Genomic DNA, 15,589 nt, shown 5'->3' on the forward strand with positions numbered 1-15,589 from the left:
AACCCCATTATTAAAATTAAACTCTGTAGAATGATGATTTTCCAGACCATCAACGTCAGCTTTCCAGCGAAACTATCCCAGCATTTTCGAAGTTAAGTACTCTATGATGGCTAAAGTAATGGTTTTACCACGACATACGCGTGAACCAGAACCAAACGTAGATACGGATTTAACTGTTGATAATGTTGTTTATCTTCTTCCGGATTAAATTCATTGGCAAAAGACCCTCATTCTCTAAGGCTCGCAACCCATGTGGTGTAACAAATCACCTGCCTTGATATAAATTTTTTCATTTTCATATTCAATGACAAAATCTTCTAATGCTTCGCCAGGTTGGGCATAGATGCAATTACTGAAATTGTTTTTTGATTATTTTAAATTGGAAAAACGGAAGCTTGATTTATTTGGATTTAAGATTTAATGGGTACATTTACTCCTTTTTGATGTCGTTGCAAAGAGCTACTCAATTCCCAGAATTAACTCCTTCCATTGCATTTGCCCGTTTTAAAGTACGTTTTAAAAGTTGCGTGTAGATTGGCTTATTACCCGCTAATTGCACGATAGTTGTTGAAGTTAAACAGGTTACCATTAAGGGTAAAATTAATAAGTAGTTATGAGTCATCTCAACCACCAGAATGATTCCTGTTATTGGTGCGCGCACTGCAGCAGAAAATAAAGCCCCCATTCCAGCGACAGCGAACATTCCTGGATGAATACCAATGTTTGGGATAAAGTACAAAACAATAGTAGAACTAGCTATACCCAATAAAGTACCTAAAGCTAGCATCGGCGCAAAAATTCCTCCTGGTACACTGGATGAGTAACAAAGCATGGTCGTTGCAAATCTGGCAACAATTAACAGCAATAGAACCAGTATCGAGGGTGAAATAACAAGGGAGCGCTCAATAATTTCATAACCACCTCCAACAATAGCGGGATGATGTTGTGCCAGAAACCCCACCAGCGCTCCAATACCTAGTACGTATACGATTCGTGTTCTTGTTGACAACTTATCCGTTGCAGACAAAGTTTTCATCAATACAATATTAAAGAACAGTCCGACAAAACCAATCAAAATTCCAAAAATAAAAAAGATCCACAGCGAGGCTAGGCTGGGTAAAGGAAAAACAGCCATTGGAATAGCAGGTTGCGACCCAATAATAAAATGCAGAGTAATCGTTGCCATAACACAGCTAATAGCAACCGTTTTAAAGTTAGTAAAAGAGAAATTAAATTGACTCCGCATTTCTTCAAGTACAAACAATACCCCTGCGAGAGGAGCATTAAATGCAGAAGCAAGCCCTGCTGCAGCACCAGCAGCAATTAATGCATCGCATCGTTTTGAAGGTAAGCGCAGTAACTCTCCCAGCATTTCACCAAGATTACCTCCCATTTGGATAGTTGGTCCTTCACGACCGACTACTAATTTGGCAGTAATAGCCATGACGCCACCAATAAATTTCACAGGTAATAATCTGCGCCAGAAAATAGGTCGTTGATGCAATAACGTTCCTTCAATTTCCTGCACGCCGCTGCCAGAGGCTTCTGGGGCAAACCCCCTTACTAAAAGCCAAGCTAAAAATGTGAGACACATTGAGATCAATACGGAAAGTAACGTGCTAACACCTCCATGCGATTGATAGGCTAATATTTTGGCAATAAGCTGATTTCCATAGGAAATAGCGATTTGAAAAAATGAACCAACTACCCCTGTTAATATGCCTAGTACAATAGCAATGAAATAGAGTGTTAAAATTTTATTGCGCATTTGTAGCCAACATGTCCATAAGGTTATTAATGATTTTTAATCCAGCTTGATTCGGCATCGATAAAATCGTTTCCGGATGAAATTGCACAGCATAGACCGGTAAAGATTTATGCGCAATTGCCATAACCACCCCATCTCGAGTTGTTGCTGTTACTTTCAAATCTTCAGGCATCGCATCCAAGCGAGCATAAAGCGAGTGATAACGTCCTGCAGTGAAAGAGGCATCAAATCCTGCAAAAAGCCCTGAACTATCTTTTACCTCAATATCCGAGGCCTTTCCATGCATAGGATAATTTAATACATCAAGTTTGCCACCAAAATATTCAACAATACCTTGTAAGCCCAAGCAAACTCCAAATAAAGGCGTTTTTGATTTCAGGACAGCCTCAATCGTGTGTGCTACTTTAAAATCGGCAGGTCTACCAGGTCCAGGAGATAAAAGAACAAGATCAAAATGCTCTTTTTCCAGATACTCTATCGCATGCTCGCTACGAACAGTTAGTACTTCGGCCCCCGTTTGTCGCACATAATTTGCTAAGGTATGAACAAAAGAATCCTGATGATCAACAAGTAAAACCCGCTTACCTAAACCAGGTCCCAAAACAGGATTAGTGATGTTTACCTTTAATTCTTGTTTTTGTAACATATCCAAAAAAGCTGATGCTTTTAATCGGGTTTCTTGTTCCTCTGCTTGTGGCTCAGAATCATAGAGTAAGGTTGCTCCGACACGAATCTCAGCAATTCCTTGTTGAATTCGCATGGTTCTTAATACCAATCCGGTATTTAAATTGCCATTAAAGCCAAACCACCCCACCGCTCCAGCATACCATCTTCTAGGTGATTTTTCATGTTCTTCTATAAAGTTCATCGCCCAAAGTTTAGGAGCACCGGTTACTGTCACAACCCACATATGCGTTAAAAAAGCATCAACAGCATCAAAACCTTCACGTATCATTCCTTCGACATGGTCTACGGTATGGATTAAACGCGAATACATTTCAATCTGGCGACGACCAAGAACTCGTACACTTCCTGCTTCACAAATTCTTGATTTATCATTTCTATCAACATCGGTACACATTGTTAATTCAGACGCTTCTTTTTCAGAATCTAAGAGAAGTTGAATATTGTGTGCATCTTCAATGGCATCAGCTCCGCGTTTTATTGTGCCAGAAATAGGGCAAGTCTCTACACGTTTACCTTGAACCCGGACATACATTTCAGGAGACGCGCCAACCAGGTATTCCTCTTCTCCCAGATTAATAAAAAAGCCATAAGGAGACGGATTTAGACGCCGCATTCGACTAAACATTACTGAAGGCTGTTCTGAACAGTGGGCGTAGAAAGTTTGACTAGGGACCACTTCAAAAAGATCACCACACGCAAAACGTTCCTTTGCGGTTTCTACTAATTTTGCATACTCCCCTGGGGCATGATCGCACTGTTTTTCAGGCTTCAATGTTGGCTCATAAGTTTTAAACTCACCTTCGCGGGGTAAAGCTTGTGTTGACTTACCCTGAAATTGAAAGTTATATCGACGAATAAATGCCTCTTCCTTCCGATGATTGACGACATAAATTTCATCAGGAAGATATAAAACCATTTCGCGTTGATCATTTGCTCGTGTTTTATGCTGGGTTAACGCTTCAAATTGGAATATTAAGTCATATCCAAAAGCACCATAAAAGCCTAAATAAGGTTCATCCGATTTGAAAAAAGCGAGTAACTTTCGAAGCACGGTAAATACAGAGGGCTGGTGACTGCGTTCTTCTTCGCTGAAAATTTTTTGTCCACGTTTAACTTCAATTCGGCAACTATCTTTAGAATGTTCGCGAATAATTAACTCATTACAGGAATCTAATACGGGGAAAAGAATAGCGAGTAAAATTTCTCCTCGTTCATTTAGGGCTTGCAGTTGAATCTCATTCGCCTTACATACCATCGCCAGAGGAGGATTATAAAAACCGATATCCCAACAAGTATAACGACCAGGGTATTCAAAACTGGACGCAAATAAAGCGCCGCGTTGCGTATCAAGACGCTCAAGAAGAGGATCTATTGCGTTTTCATAAGCCAATTTATGTTGTTCATATTCAATATAAACACCACCTGCCGTTTTAACTTGCTGTAACATCACCAAAGCTCGTCTAAAAAATACAATGTTTCCTCATTCTACTGTAAAACGAAGCCTCTGCAAGGCGGTATATTATAATTTCTTTTTCAGCTTTAATTCATGCGCGCAAAGTGCTGATAAAAACGTGATACATTAATTCCTTTAATCACATTTGTTTTTCTGACATTCATCTTAAGTAAATTACAAATAGATGTTGCATCGTTCTTTCCTGGAGTCTCATCAACAATTACAGCACCATAGTAGAAACCATGAATCGCTGGAAAAAAATAGTAGTTCAATGTCTTTCCTTCCGTCAAACGCGGTAATTTAGCAGGAAAACTAAATTGGAAACCTTTGTCATTTAAACAAACAGGAACATTTTCATATGCTTCACTGACCACATCAGAGTTAAATGCGGCAATCGTCGCTGCTGTATCCCAAAAATCAAAATTATGAGCAATCTTATCCCACCCGCCTTGATAGGCAACAAGGTATTTCGCGGCATCTAAACTAAATTGTAAGGCGTTATCCTTTTTAGCATATTCTTCGAGAAAATTGATTGCTTCAGGTGTAATGCGAGCCATATCTGAAGCATTAATTGAGACCCAGGTAATAGGAATACCTGATTGTAAAACATCTTGCATTGCCCCTACTGCCGCGTAAATATTCCACTCAGCCATCGTATTATTTGTTGCAAAAAAATCTGGAATACCCAGATTTCCCTGAATATTAAAATTACTCAGTTGCCTCTGTTTGTTCTCTGTTAGTATTGTTTCTCCGAAAGCGCCACCCGCCTTATATATTCTTGCAATTCCCTTTTTAACAACGGCAAATTCATTTTGTGTTTTTGCAAAAGCGAAGCTGTCTGCTAAATTAACCGCTGTCCCGATAGACATAATGGTGATTGGTTGATTGCCAGCAGCTGCTTCACGGGCTAAATCGACAATTGCCTGAGCAGCTGGTTTTTCAGCGATGGGGTAGGCAGCTAATGAGGAAACGCCAGGGATTGCCATCTTCGAACTAAATTCGCGTAATTCGGAGGGGAACGCATAAGCTGCATTTTTTTTATCGATTCGCCCTACATAAACAGGAATTTTTTTATTAACCAGGCTTGCCAGCTTCGCAGCATTAATACCACCTTGAGGACAGTAGGTTAATCCATTGCAATCGACGGTAATAGCCTTAACATCCAAATTTTTATTTTTCAGAACATAAAGAATTGCTACCCAATCATCAAACCCCATATCTGTATCTATAATAACGGGAATCCTGGCAAAAGCTACGGAACACAATAGTGTTAACAGAAAACAGTACCCCTTGTATTTCATAATTTTGATGATTCTAAAAACATTGCTGCATTTTCGCAGGTAACGGCTGGCTTGTCATTAAAAGTTTGGGCGCTTAGCCTTAAAGTTGCTACAGAAATGAATTCCTGACTGCGCAGGAGGACCTCAAATTTTTCATATAATTAAGTATGATTTTGCTCTATAAAACTGCAAGATTTATTGACATTTATTGTTACTAAGCGAAAATGGTGAAGATATCGATCAATTCACATGTTTGCACTGGCGTTATTGTCTATATTCAAGTTTGGACTGCACGCCGATGATCTTAGATGTTTGCTAGTTATTGGACGTATAATGACAATCACTCAAGACGATTTAAATAATATCAAGCAACTTGCTTATCTGGATGCTGAATCAAACAGCAATGAAAAACTTACTGAAGAAATCAATGCCATTATTGATTTTGTAGAACAATTAAAGCAAATCGATACAATGGGGGTTGCCCCTCTTTTTCATCCTTTTGATTTACATCAGCGCCTGCGTGCTGACGTAGTTTCTGAAGAGGATTGTGCGGATCAATTAGAGCAAATAGCACCGCTTTTTGAAAATGATTTATATTTAGTTCCCAAAGTAATCGATTCAGGACAATAATTTTATGCATAAGTATTCTTTGAAAGAATTGTCTCATAATCTGCTACGCGGTGAATTCTCAAGCGTTGAATTAACCAAGCACTTTTTAAGTCGCATTAACCGATACAAATCACTCAATGCCTTTATTAATGTGAATGAAAATAACGCCTTAAATTCTGCAGCTCTGGCCGATAAACAGATTCGAGAAGGAAAAGCCAGGCCTTTAACCGGCATACCGATGGCCCATAAAGACTTGTTTTGCACACAAGTATTACCCACCACTTGCGGTTCAAAAATGCTGGCAAATTTTCAAGCGCCGTATCAGGCCACAATTGTTAGGCGGCTTGAAGAGCAAGGGGCAGTAATAGTCGGTAAAACAAATATGGATGAATTCGCAATGGGTTCATCCAATGAAAATAGTTACTTTGGGCCAGTAAAAAATCCATGGGATATCAATAGAGTCCCCGGTGGTTCCTCAGGAGGTTCTGCTGCCGCAGTAGCAGCTGGGCTTATTCCATTTGCAACAGGTTCTGATACCGGAGGCTCAATCAGACAACCCGCTGCGTTTTGTGGAATTTCCGGTATAAAACCAACTTATGGATTGGTCTCAAGATTTGGCATGGTTGCTTTTGCATCCAGCCTTGATCAGGCAGGTCCTATGGCTCATACAGCTGAAGATTTAGCCTTCGTTCTTCAAGCTATGGCAGGTTTCGATAGCCATGACTCAACCTCAGTTAACCAGCCTGTTCCTGACTACTCCTTAAATTTATTACAATCGATTAAAGGATTACGTATTGGCTTGCCTTCCTGTTTTTTTCAAAAAGAAGTTGATACAGAAATACAAGAAGCCATAACTAATGCAGTTAGGATTTTTGCACAGGAAGGGGCTGAAATTATTGAACTTGATTTATCCCTGCAGCCTCTTTGGGTTCCTTGCTATTATGTAATTGCCTGTGCCGAAGCCTCCTCAAATTTATCACGTTACGATGGGATACGTTTTGGTCACCGAAGCAAAAAAGCTGAAACCCTGCATGAACTTATTGTCAATTCACGAAGTGAGGGTTTTGGTGCGGAAGTGCAGCGTCGAATTCTAACCGGCACACATGTTCTTTCTTCAGGTTATTTTGATGCTTATTATTTACAAGCTTTAAAAATCAGACGATTAATTCAAGTTGAACTGCAAGATACATTGAAGCAAGTTGATATTATTTTAGGTCCAACCACCCCGACTTGCGCTTTCAAATTAGGCGAAAAAGTGGGCGATCCCATTCAAAACTATTTAGCTGATGTTTTTACAGTAGCTGTCAATTTAGCAGGATTGCCCGCTCTGTCTATTCCCGCAGGGTTTAGTGCTGGATTGCCTATTGGCATGCAATTAATTGGCAATTACTTTAGTGAAGCCAAACTACTAAATATCGCTCATCACTATCAACAATGCACTGACTGGCACCAAGCCAGACCAACCTACAAAGGGTGATTTATGGCATGGGATACCGTTATTGGTCTTGAAGTTCACGCCCAATTAAAGACAAAATCAAAATTATTTTCCGCCACAGCTACTGCATTTGGCGCACGACCAAACTCGCAAACCAGTTTTATCGATGCGGGTTTACCTGGTGTCTTACCAGTACTTAATGAAGCAGCGGTTCATATGGCGATTCAGTTTGGACTGGCCATTGACGCAAATATCAACAATAATTCCTACTTTGAACGTAAAAATTATTTTTACCCTGATTTACCTAAAGGTTATCAAATCAGTCAATATCAAGCCCCAATAGTTTCTAATGGTCATTTGACAATTGAATTAAGCGACGGTAGCGAAAAGGAAGTTTCTATTGTCCGAGCTCATTTGGAAGAAGATGCCGGCAAATCCCTGCATGAAAATCACGCGACATACAGCGGAATAGATTTGAATCGAGCCGGCACGCCTCTGCTGGAAATAGTTACTGCACCTTGTCTTTTTTCCGCCGAAGAAGCTGTTAGCTATTTAAAAAAATTACATCAACTGGTTCGCTTTTTAGGCATTTGCGATGGAAACATGCAAGAAGGCTCTTTTCGTTGCGATGTGAATATTTCCCTTAAACCTAAAGGCTCACAGCAGCTTGGTGTGAGAACAGAGCTTAAAAACTTAAATTCATTTCGTTTTATTGAAAAAGCCATTGCTTACGAACAAGCCCGCCATCAAGATTTACTGGAGAGCGGTCTAATCATTCATCAAGAAACAAGATTGTATAACCCTGATACCAATACAACGCATGCTTTAAGAAGTAAAGAAAATGAAAATGATTATCGCTATTTCCCTGATCCTGATCTGTTGCCTATCCATATTGAAGCAACTGATCTTGAAAAAATTAGAAAAAACATGCCTATCCTTCCTGAGCAGATCAAAGAAGAGTGCCAGAAAAATCCTATTTTAAACCAGGAAGATGTGAATTTTCTTCTTGCTTCACCTGCAACTTATCACTTCTTTAAAGCAGTTAAAACAAACAGCCACGCAGATGAAAAAACTATTATTAATTGGCTTAAAGGAACTTATGCGGCTGCTCTTAACGAAATCAATCTTAGTTTCGATAATCCCCCAGTGTCAGCAACATCATTAGCAACATTGTTGGATAAACTGACAAAACAAACTATTTCAAATAAGATTGCTAAAGAAATTTTTGCCAAACTGTGGGAAGGTGAAACAAATATTGATGAAATTATAAAAAAAGAAGGTTTTAACCAACTCACCGATAGTAATCTACTGGAAGAATTGATTAGCAACATTATTCAACAATATCCCCAGCAAGTAGCTGATTATCGAGCAGGAAAAGAAAAACTCCTTTCCTTTTTTGTTGGTCAAGTGATGAAAGAAACAAAGGGACAAGCAAATCCCGAACAAATCAATCAGCTGCTAAAAAAACATCTCCATCAGTAAAAAAACAACCCGCTGCAAAAGCGGGTTATTTAATCAAACGAGTCGTTATTAGTAAGGTTTTACAATAACGGTAGTACCAATATCAATAAAATCCTGGCTCAACCATTTAGCCGCTCCTGGTAGAACCCTGATGCAACCATGACTGGCATTCCAGTTAGGTACCTCATAAGCGGCATGAATAGAGTAGCCGCCACTGAAGTGCATGCAGTAAGGCATTCTAGCCCCTCCTCCTGTTTCAATTGGATAGATACTGGAGGTACAGTCTTCACCTTTCTTGGAGTAAACTCGAAATGTACCAGTAACTGTGCGACAACCTCTACCAGTATCTTCACAAAAATCTTTTCCTCCAGATGCACTACCAGTTTTAATACGGTTACCCTGGGCATCATAAGCAGCCCAGGCGGTGGCTTTCGGATCGAAGATGAAAACTTTTTTCCCTGTTGCCGGTCGTTTTTCAGGGAAATAATTTCTACCTTTGCGATCAGAGTCAAGACTCATGGTGTAGTGCGTATAACCTGCATCGTCAACAACGGCTACACCCCTATCCATGGATGAACATGCTACAGTTAACACACACAATGGCCCAATGATAAGTTGTTTTTTCATTGGTTAACCCTCCCTCTTTTTTTTTATGTTATCGGGAGGATTTTGCATAAATTTAGCTTTTTTTAATAATTTTTTTAACTAATTGTTTTTTTTATAATCTTTTAGATCGTTTAAAAAGCTATTTTTTAGCTCTTTAGGTAACATTGAAACTATCGCTAAAATTAATTGTTCATCCGTGCATTCAAAGCAGCCTCCTCTGGGAGGCATTGCATTTAGCCCCTCCGTTGTATGTTTTAATAACGCGGTTATTCCTATATTCATTCTTGGTGCCCAATCTTCTTTTTGTCCGATGCGTGGTGCACCAATCGGAATGAGGGGCTTTACTCCATGGCAATTAACACAGAAGTGCTGCACGATTAGCTCTCCTTCATTCTTGCTACCTTTAATTGAGTTCAGAAAATCTTGTGGATGGTGACTTGCAGCATAGGAATGAAAGCTAATTAGCCAACCAACAAAAATATATTGTATTAACTGCATTATTTCTCCAAAATTGGCGTACAATTTGCTTAAGTTCGCTATTTTACCTAATGTGAGCGCTTCCATGATACGACTTATTCCAGGATTTTTACTGTTTTTTGTAAGTCAGATCTTATTTGCAGAGGAATCTCAGTCGTTAGACTTGCTTAAGGAGAAAATTGAAAATTATGTACTTACTTCACTGGCTACTGAACAAAACAGTAAAATTCAGGTTACTGTCGATAGAATTGATTCAAGACTTAAATTAAAACCCTGCGCTGAAAATCATCTGGAAGTATTCAATCCTTATTCAATCCCCATGTTACGTGCCACTATCATGGGAGTTAAGTGTCAGGAATCTGTCAATCGTTGGACACTATATGTTCCTATAAAAGTTACTGTGCAAAAACCTGTGCTTGTCGCTAAACGTCCCTTAACGAAAGGAACCATGATTACCGAAAATGATCTTGAAATTATGGAAGTGGACATTAGCCAGTTAAAACAAGGTTATTTTGATAAAGTAGAACAGGTTATAAATCAAGTCAGTAAAACGAATGTTGCGCAAGGAAGTGCAATTACTCCTCTTCTTCTCCAGGCTGCGGTGTTAGTACATAAAGGTGAACAAGTGGCAATTCAGGCAATAAGTGATAGCTTTGTTGTAAGTATGGAAGGGATTGCTTTAACAGATGGTGCAGCAGGCGAAATGATTCGTGTGAAAAATCTTTCTTCAAAAAAGATAATTGAAGCACAAGTTAGCGCAACGCGCCAAGTAAAGGTTCCTCTATAAAACTCGTTAAAAATCATAGTGACTTAGATTTTAAAATATGATATAGGTAGAAATTAGGGGCATTCACCTAAAGATTTCACCACCAGGAGCCGATAACAATTATGAGCGCAATTGAGAGCAATGTTATGGTAAATCCGATTAATGATTCCAATACCTTCAAAGTTCTAGATTCAGAGAATCGGCTGCAACGCACCCAATCTATTGCCAAAGATCCACACACTGATGAGGATAGTCATGTCAATTTAAGCAATATTTCCAAACAACTCGCTAATTTAAAAGAATTGATTCTTAGTGCGCCAGAAGTAAATAGTGAGCGAGTGGCATTTTTTAAAGAGCAATTGGCTAACGGGCATTATCAAATTAGTTGTAGTCAAATTGCAACAAACATGTTTAGGGATATTGAGCTAGTCTAATTTGATTTTTAGGCTGACAAGCAAAAGGATTTTATAAAATGACTCAGTCAAAACCAGCAATTTTAATGCAAATTTTGCAACAAGAAGTGAATTTCATTCAAAAACTTATTAACCTTCTATCTGATGAGAAGAACGCCTTAGTGGCTCGGGAATTTGAAGAACTTGAGCCTATTGCTGCAAAAAAACAGGAACTATCTAATCAACTTGAACAATGCACAAAACAGCGAGTTGAGTTATTAGGTTTAGATCCACACACTCAACGTGCCAAACAAGTTTTTGAAGATTTTTTAGCACAATGCTCAACGCAGGAGGCAGAGAAAATTAGCGCCCTGAATAAAGAACTCGCAGAAAAATTAATTCTTTGTCGTGAATTAAATGCTGTTAATGGACAGGTTATTACAAGCAATATAAATACTCGTCAAGAAATTATTAATACCATTACAGGACAATCTTCAGACGACTCGACTCGTGTCTATACGGCAACAGGAAATTTAAAAACACCCCTCGAAATTAATTCTAATAACCATCAAAAAGCCTAATTAAGATGCAGTAATGATATTTTTTAAATATAATTTTCATTAATTGCACAATTTTTCCATTATCGATATACTCTGACCAGTTTTAATTTAATCAGGGTATATTCATGTCTACAAATACTCTTTTCAATTTCATTGACTTACACATTCTGTCATTAGATCTGGGAGCAATTCATTGTAATAAATTAGAGTTGGATAAGAACAAAGATGGACATCTCTATTACCGGTGTGAATTAAATCAATCGACTAAACCTGTTATATTAAAAAATGGCAATGAAATATATACCCTCTCAGAGCACCATATTAGTATTTATCAAATTGAGCAAAGAAATAATCCCAGCCTAAGCCAATATCATTACACAGCTTATTTTACTGATTCGAAAGGTATGGTATTTCGTCTTCACGTATATTTTAATGACAATGACGAACTCACGATGAACACCGTGTTTTCCAGAAAGGAACAGGGATCATTTATACCAGTAAAAACAGAAGACTTGGAAAGCAAATTCATAGAATTGGCTGTAACTAGTGTCAAACCCGTAATTTCTGCATTAAGAAAAAACCATAATAACCAGATTTCTACTTTGGAAAGACGATACATTCAGCTTGAAAAAGAAGCAAAAGCACTTTTTGGAAAAAAAGAGAAAGATACAGAATATCTGGCAAAACTCAATGCCATCTGCGTAACACTAAAAGCCCTGATTCCATTAGTAAGAAAAAGCCCTTATCAACAGATTTATCGTTTCATTACTCGTACAAAAGCATCGATGCAAGCCCGAATAATCGAAGAAACCACTACACCTGCCAATGAGCCCCCCAAACAACAAACTTTAGTGGCTGCGTCAATTCCTGCAGCAGAAGAAAAAGCCCCGTTAATCACAGAAAACCATACATTTTTATCAATGGTTGCGGAAGAGGCCTCATTAGCTTTAGATTCTCCAAATGCGGAAACTTCTGCAAAATTTAATTCAGAAAAGAAAACACCTTCAGAGAGGAAAACCTTTGCAGCAAAACCGCAAAAACCCAAAAAATATGATCGGGCACTCAAGCGCTTACATCTTGCTTTTGAACAATTACAAACATCGGATACCACTGCACAAGCAAAGAATATTGAAAACCTGTTAGCTCAAACCTATGAATTTTTGTTACTATTTGAAGAGAAGGAAACGCTCTCTTTCGAAGTTATACAGGAAATAGACAATTTACGTCGTAACATTCATTTGCTTGGTGAATCGCTTCTTGTCTCGTTATTGTTCGAGAAAAAGTTTACTTTAGCAGCACAACTCCCTTCGTTTCATCATTTGTTAACTGACAAATACCTCAATTTAGCTTTACAAACTAGAAATCACGAACTTTTAGATTTCGTTTTAACACACGGTGACTTTAATCTTAATAGCCAGCCTGTAACGCTTAAAGTAAAAACGGCGGTTATGCAAGAGATAACCTATTCCTCTGCCATCACAGCATGTATTAGTCGTGATAGTGGCGCTAGCCCGATGGTTCACTGCCTATCCGTTCTCTTAAAACATGGGGCATCACTCTGTGTTCAAGGAGAGAATGGTTTACCACTTGCTTATACCATTATGACCACAGACAATCATCCGCTACAGCAAGCTTTGATTAACAATAGAAATAATACTATTGACTCAGTAAAATTTTTTAAAGAATTGCGCGGCGCACTGATAAGTTATCTTAAACAGGGTAATGCTAATGCAATTGAATATGAAGCCATTAGCAGAGAAATAGAGAATTATGATGCTCGTATAAAAATATTATTGTGCCCAGAACTTCAAACTACAGAAGGCAAAAAACTCCAACAGCGTTTTGACTACTTTGAAGAAAAGCATTTTGGAAACTTAAAAAGACAGTTAAAAGAAGATCCTGAGATTTCTTTTTTATCTTCTCAATTAGAGGCGGTAAGTAAAAGCTTAATGACGCAATCCAAACAGCCTGGAACACAATTATTTTTACGTAAGACAGCTAAGGCCGTTAATGTTCTTGATCAACTTCTAGATGAGTTAGGCATTAAATTTGAATTTGAAGATCTCAAACCAGTAGTTATAGACGCTCTTAAAGGCAAGATATTACTCCACACTAAGATAAGAGAACTGCAAACTGTACAAGCAGAATTACATAGCCATCCTGTTATAAGAAAACCTTCTAGAAGACAAAAAGAGAATTTACGTTTAGAACAAGTGCTACTAAAAGAAATTAAAGAACTTCAAGAAAAATATGAAATAACCCATCAGGTTGACAAATTGCAAGAATCAGTCGCAGGTTTAGCTGATTTAACAGCAGAACTTAATAGATTAGAAAAGCTACAAGAATCTCTTACTTCATTATCAACATTCTTTAAATCTCTTACGAAAGACACCAAGGCATTGGGAGAAATAGAGAGCGATAGTAAGCAACAAAAATCTCCTGCACAGCTATTATCTTCCTTCTCTTCACTATTTGAGACTTTGACACTGGATAAAGAAGATGAGCAGGAAAAAGAAAATAAAACGGGTAAAGAGGACACGGCTGATAAGGGAGATGTTGAAACAGCAAGTTTCACTTAATACACTTTCAACTTTATTGATAACTATTCAAGCTTCTCAAAACAGGAGAAGCTTGAATAAATTACTAACGAGCTTGCATCCGTAGTGCGCCATCTAAACGAATTACTTCGCCATTGATCATGGAATTTTCAATAATATGCCGCACCAGGGCTGCAAATTCCTCTGGCTTTCCGAGCCGTTTTGGGAAGGTAACGGTTGCAGCCAAACTGTCTTGTACTTCCTGCGGCATATTTAATAGCATCGGTGTAGCAATAAGTCCCGGAGCAATGGTGTTTACCCTAATGGCATACTGTGCTAGTTCGCGTGCAGCAGGCAAAGTCATTGCCACAACACCTCCTTTTGAAGCGCTATAAGCCATCTGACCAATTTGCCCTTCGAATGCTGCGATGGAGGCTGTATTAATTATCACACCTCGTTCTTGTGAATTATTATCGAGCTCCAAATGCGTCATCGCTTCAGCCACAACACGCATGACATTAAATGTACCCACTAAATTGATATCGATAACCTGTTTAAATGCTGCCAAAGGCATCGCCCCCTCTTTGCCAACCATACGTTTAGCTGGAGCAATCCCCGCACAGTTGATACAAACCCGTGGAATTCCTATTTCATTAACAGTTTTTTTTATGGCTCGTTCAACATCTTCAGCCAAGCTCACATCGCAAGCTACCGACAAAGCAATATCTGTCAGATCAACATTCTCAATTTGCCGATCCCAAATAATTACTTTTGCACCATGAGAATTTAATAACTCGGCACAAGCTTTCCCCATCCCAGAAGCGCCACCGGTAATAATGGCAATTTGATTATCCAGGTGCATTACTACTCCTTTACTTATTATCAAAAAATTCTCAAACAAAATGTTCATTAGAACAGTTATTTTAAATAGGCGTTACTTAAGGCTTTAAATTCTGCCGTACCAGCCTGCCCTACCCATTCAAAAAATATCATTTCTGAAGTGACAAGTTGAATCCCTATTTGTTTCATTCGCTTAAGACCATACTTATAATCAAGTTCTTTACGACTGCTTACTGCATCAACTACAACAAAAACATCATATCCCGCCTCTTGCAGATCAATGGCTGTTTGTAATACACAAACATGAGCTTCAATGCCTATCAAAACAAGCTGTTTTTTGTTTAACGCGTCAAGACTGTGCTTAAAAGAGGGTTCACGAAAGCAAGAGAAATGGACTTTTTCAATGTATTCTTTTTGTGGCATTAGTTCTTTTAAAGAAGTAACAGTTGCTCCTAACCCTCTAGGATATTGCTCACTCACTAACAATGGGACCTGCAATTCGCTGGCTAAACGTATAAGCCACTGACAACGATTTAACAACTGATCTGGCTCTTTGACATGCGGTGCCAATTTTTCCTGAACATCAATAAGTAATAAACAGGAGTTCTCTTTCTCCAGCAACATTTTCTTTCTCCCTGATAGAAAACATCATATCAACCTAAACGCGATTAACTGTCAAATTTTATTTGACATAAAAAATCACTAACGTTAGAATGAT

14 protein-coding genes are annotated in these 15,589 nt (G+C 38.5%); 7 read left to right on the forward strand and 7 right to left on the reverse strand.

Annotated elements, in window-relative coordinates; genetic code table 11:
- Positions 1 to 463: 463 nt before the first annotated feature.
- The 3 genes from clcA to PXX05_RS06985 all read right to left on the reverse strand — a co-directional run bounded on the left by clcA (position 464) and on the right by PXX05_RS06985 (position 5,209).
- Positions 464 to 1,768, reverse strand: coding sequence for a H(+)/Cl(-) exchange transporter ClcA (clcA, locus tag PXX05_RS06975; RefSeq protein WP_275090342.1), 1,305 nt, complete (start codon positions 1,766 to 1,768; stop codon positions 464 to 466).
- A complete protein-coding gene (locus PXX05_RS06980; RefSeq protein ID WP_275090343.1) occupies positions 1,758 to 3,902 on the reverse strand; it encodes an anthranilate synthase component I in 2,145 nt (714 codons plus the stop codon). Before PXX05_RS06980 ends, clcA begins: the two co-directional genes overlap by 11 nt.
- A 92-nt stretch (positions 3,903 to 3,994) precedes the next feature.
- Entirely contained in the window at positions 3,995 to 5,209 is a 1,215-nt protein-coding gene (locus PXX05_RS06985; RefSeq protein ID WP_275090344.1) for a nucleoside hydrolase, read from the reverse strand.
- A gap of 312 nt (positions 5,210 to 5,521) precedes the next feature.
- Here PXX05_RS06985 and gatC point away from each other — a divergent pair, with 312 nt between their 5' ends.
- The 3 genes from gatC to gatB are packed head-to-tail and all read left to right on the forward strand — an operon-like array spanning position 5,522 to position 8,714.
- Positions 5,522 to 5,818 carry an Asp-tRNA(Asn)/Glu-tRNA(Gln) amidotransferase subunit GatC gene (gene gatC / locus PXX05_RS06990; protein ID WP_275090345.1) on the forward strand — a complete coding sequence of 99 codons (297 nt, stop codon included), beginning with the start codon at positions 5,522 to 5,524 and terminating at the stop codon, positions 5,816 to 5,818.
- A gap of 4 nt (positions 5,819 to 5,822) precedes the next feature.
- Positions 5,823 to 7,274, forward strand: a complete 1,452-nt coding sequence (gene gatA / locus PXX05_RS06995) for an Asp-tRNA(Asn)/Glu-tRNA(Gln) amidotransferase subunit GatA (RefSeq protein ID WP_275090346.1) — start codon at positions 5,823 to 5,825, stop codon at positions 7,272 to 7,274.
- A gap of 3 nt (positions 7,275 to 7,277) precedes the next feature.
- Positions 7,278 to 8,714 (forward strand): Asp-tRNA(Asn)/Glu-tRNA(Gln) amidotransferase subunit GatB, encoded by a 1,437-nt coding sequence (gene gatB / locus PXX05_RS07000; protein ID WP_275090347.1) that lies wholly within the window; start codon positions 7,278 to 7,280, stop codon positions 8,712 to 8,714.
- Between the two features lie 48 nt (positions 8,715 to 8,762).
- Here the strand turns inward: gatB and PXX05_RS07005 are convergent, their stop codons facing one another.
- On the reverse strand, positions 8,763 to 9,320 hold the full coding sequence (locus PXX05_RS07005) for a L,D-transpeptidase (RefSeq protein WP_275090348.1): 558 nt from the start codon (positions 9,318 to 9,320) through the stop codon (positions 8,763 to 8,765).
- Positions 9,321 to 9,398: 78 nt separating this feature from the next.
- Positions 9,399 to 9,797, reverse strand: a complete 399-nt coding sequence (locus PXX05_RS07010) for a c-type cytochrome (RefSeq protein WP_275090349.1) — start codon at positions 9,795 to 9,797, stop codon at positions 9,399 to 9,401.
- Positions 9,798 to 9,861: 64 nt separating this feature from the next.
- On the opposite strand from PXX05_RS07010, the gene flgA reads away from it, so the two are divergent.
- The 4 genes from flgA to PXX05_RS07030 all read left to right on the forward strand — a co-directional run bounded on the left by flgA (position 9,862) and on the right by PXX05_RS07030 (position 14,073).
- Positions 9,862 to 10,563, forward strand: a complete 702-nt coding sequence (gene flgA, locus PXX05_RS07015) for a flagellar basal body P-ring formation chaperone FlgA (RefSeq protein ID WP_275090350.1) — start codon at positions 9,862 to 9,864, stop codon at positions 10,561 to 10,563.
- 101 nt (positions 10,564 to 10,664) lie between these two features.
- On the forward strand, positions 10,665 to 10,976 hold the full coding sequence (gene flgM / locus PXX05_RS07020) for a flagellar biosynthesis anti-sigma factor FlgM (protein WP_275090351.1): 312 nt from the start codon (positions 10,665 to 10,667) through the stop codon (positions 10,974 to 10,976).
- A gap of 38 nt (positions 10,977 to 11,014) precedes the next feature.
- Positions 11,015 to 11,515, forward strand: a complete 501-nt coding sequence (locus tag PXX05_RS07025; RefSeq protein WP_275090352.1) for a flagella synthesis protein FlgN — start codon at positions 11,015 to 11,017, stop codon at positions 11,513 to 11,515.
- A 104-nt stretch (positions 11,516 to 11,619) separates the two neighbouring features.
- Positions 11,620 to 14,073: a hypothetical protein gene (locus PXX05_RS07030; protein ID WP_275090353.1), complete on the forward strand. Its 2,454-nt coding sequence runs from the start codon at positions 11,620 to 11,622 to the stop codon at positions 14,071 to 14,073.
- Between the two features lie 64 nt (positions 14,074 to 14,137).
- On the opposite strand, the gene PXX05_RS07035 is transcribed toward PXX05_RS07030, so the two are convergent.
- Entirely contained in the window at positions 14,138 to 14,893 is a 756-nt protein-coding gene (locus PXX05_RS07035; RefSeq protein WP_275090354.1) for an SDR family NAD(P)-dependent oxidoreductase, read from the reverse strand.
- A gap of 56 nt (positions 14,894 to 14,949) precedes the next feature.
- On the reverse strand, positions 14,950 to 15,495 hold the full coding sequence (locus PXX05_RS07040) for a hydrolase (protein ID WP_275090355.1): 546 nt from the start codon (positions 15,493 to 15,495) through the stop codon (positions 14,950 to 14,952).
- Between the last annotated feature and the right edge of the window lie 94 nt (positions 15,496 to 15,589).

Source organism: Legionella cardiaca (genome assembly GCF_029026145.1).
GTDB classification, from domain to species: domain Bacteria; phylum Pseudomonadota; class Gammaproteobacteria; order Legionellales; family Legionellaceae; genus Tatlockia; species Tatlockia cardiaca.

Coding starts and splice junctions, on each gene's coding strand:
- clcA (WP_275090342.1), bottom strand. CDS start 1,768: ATGCGCAATAAAATTTTAACACTCTATTTCATTGCTATTGTACTAGGC.
- PXX05_RS06980 (WP_275090343.1), bottom strand. CDS start 3,902: ATGTTACAGCAAGTTAAAACGGCAGGTGGTGTTTATATTGAATATGAA.
- PXX05_RS06985 (WP_275090344.1), bottom strand. CDS start 5,209: ATGAAATACAAGGGGTACTGTTTTCTGTTAACACTATTGTGTTCCGTA.
- gatC (WP_275090345.1), top strand. CDS start 5,522: ATGACAATCACTCAAGACGATTTAAATAATATCAAGCAACTTGCTTAT.
- gatA (WP_275090346.1), top strand. CDS start 5,823: ATGCATAAGTATTCTTTGAAAGAATTGTCTCATAATCTGCTACGCGGT.
- gatB (WP_275090347.1), top strand. CDS start 7,278: ATGGCATGGGATACCGTTATTGGTCTTGAAGTTCACGCCCAATTAAAG.
- PXX05_RS07005 (WP_275090348.1), bottom strand. CDS start 9,320: ATGAAAAAACAACTTATCATTGGGCCATTGTGTGTGTTAACTGTAGCA.
- PXX05_RS07010 (WP_275090349.1), bottom strand. CDS start 9,797: ATGCAGTTAATACAATATATTTTTGTTGGTTGGCTAATTAGCTTTCAT.
- flgA (WP_275090350.1), top strand. CDS start 9,862: ATGATACGACTTATTCCAGGATTTTTACTGTTTTTTGTAAGTCAGATC.
- flgM (WP_275090351.1), top strand. CDS start 10,665: ATGAGCGCAATTGAGAGCAATGTTATGGTAAATCCGATTAATGATTCC.
- PXX05_RS07025 (WP_275090352.1), top strand. CDS start 11,015: ATGACTCAGTCAAAACCAGCAATTTTAATGCAAATTTTGCAACAAGAA.
- PXX05_RS07030 (WP_275090353.1), top strand. CDS start 11,620: ATGTCTACAAATACTCTTTTCAATTTCATTGACTTACACATTCTGTCA.
- PXX05_RS07035 (WP_275090354.1), bottom strand. CDS start 14,893: ATGCACCTGGATAATCAAATTGCCATTATTACCGGTGGCGCTTCTGGG.
- PXX05_RS07040 (WP_275090355.1), bottom strand. CDS start 15,495: ATGTTGCTGGAGAAAGAGAACTCCTGTTTATTACTTATTGATGTTCAG.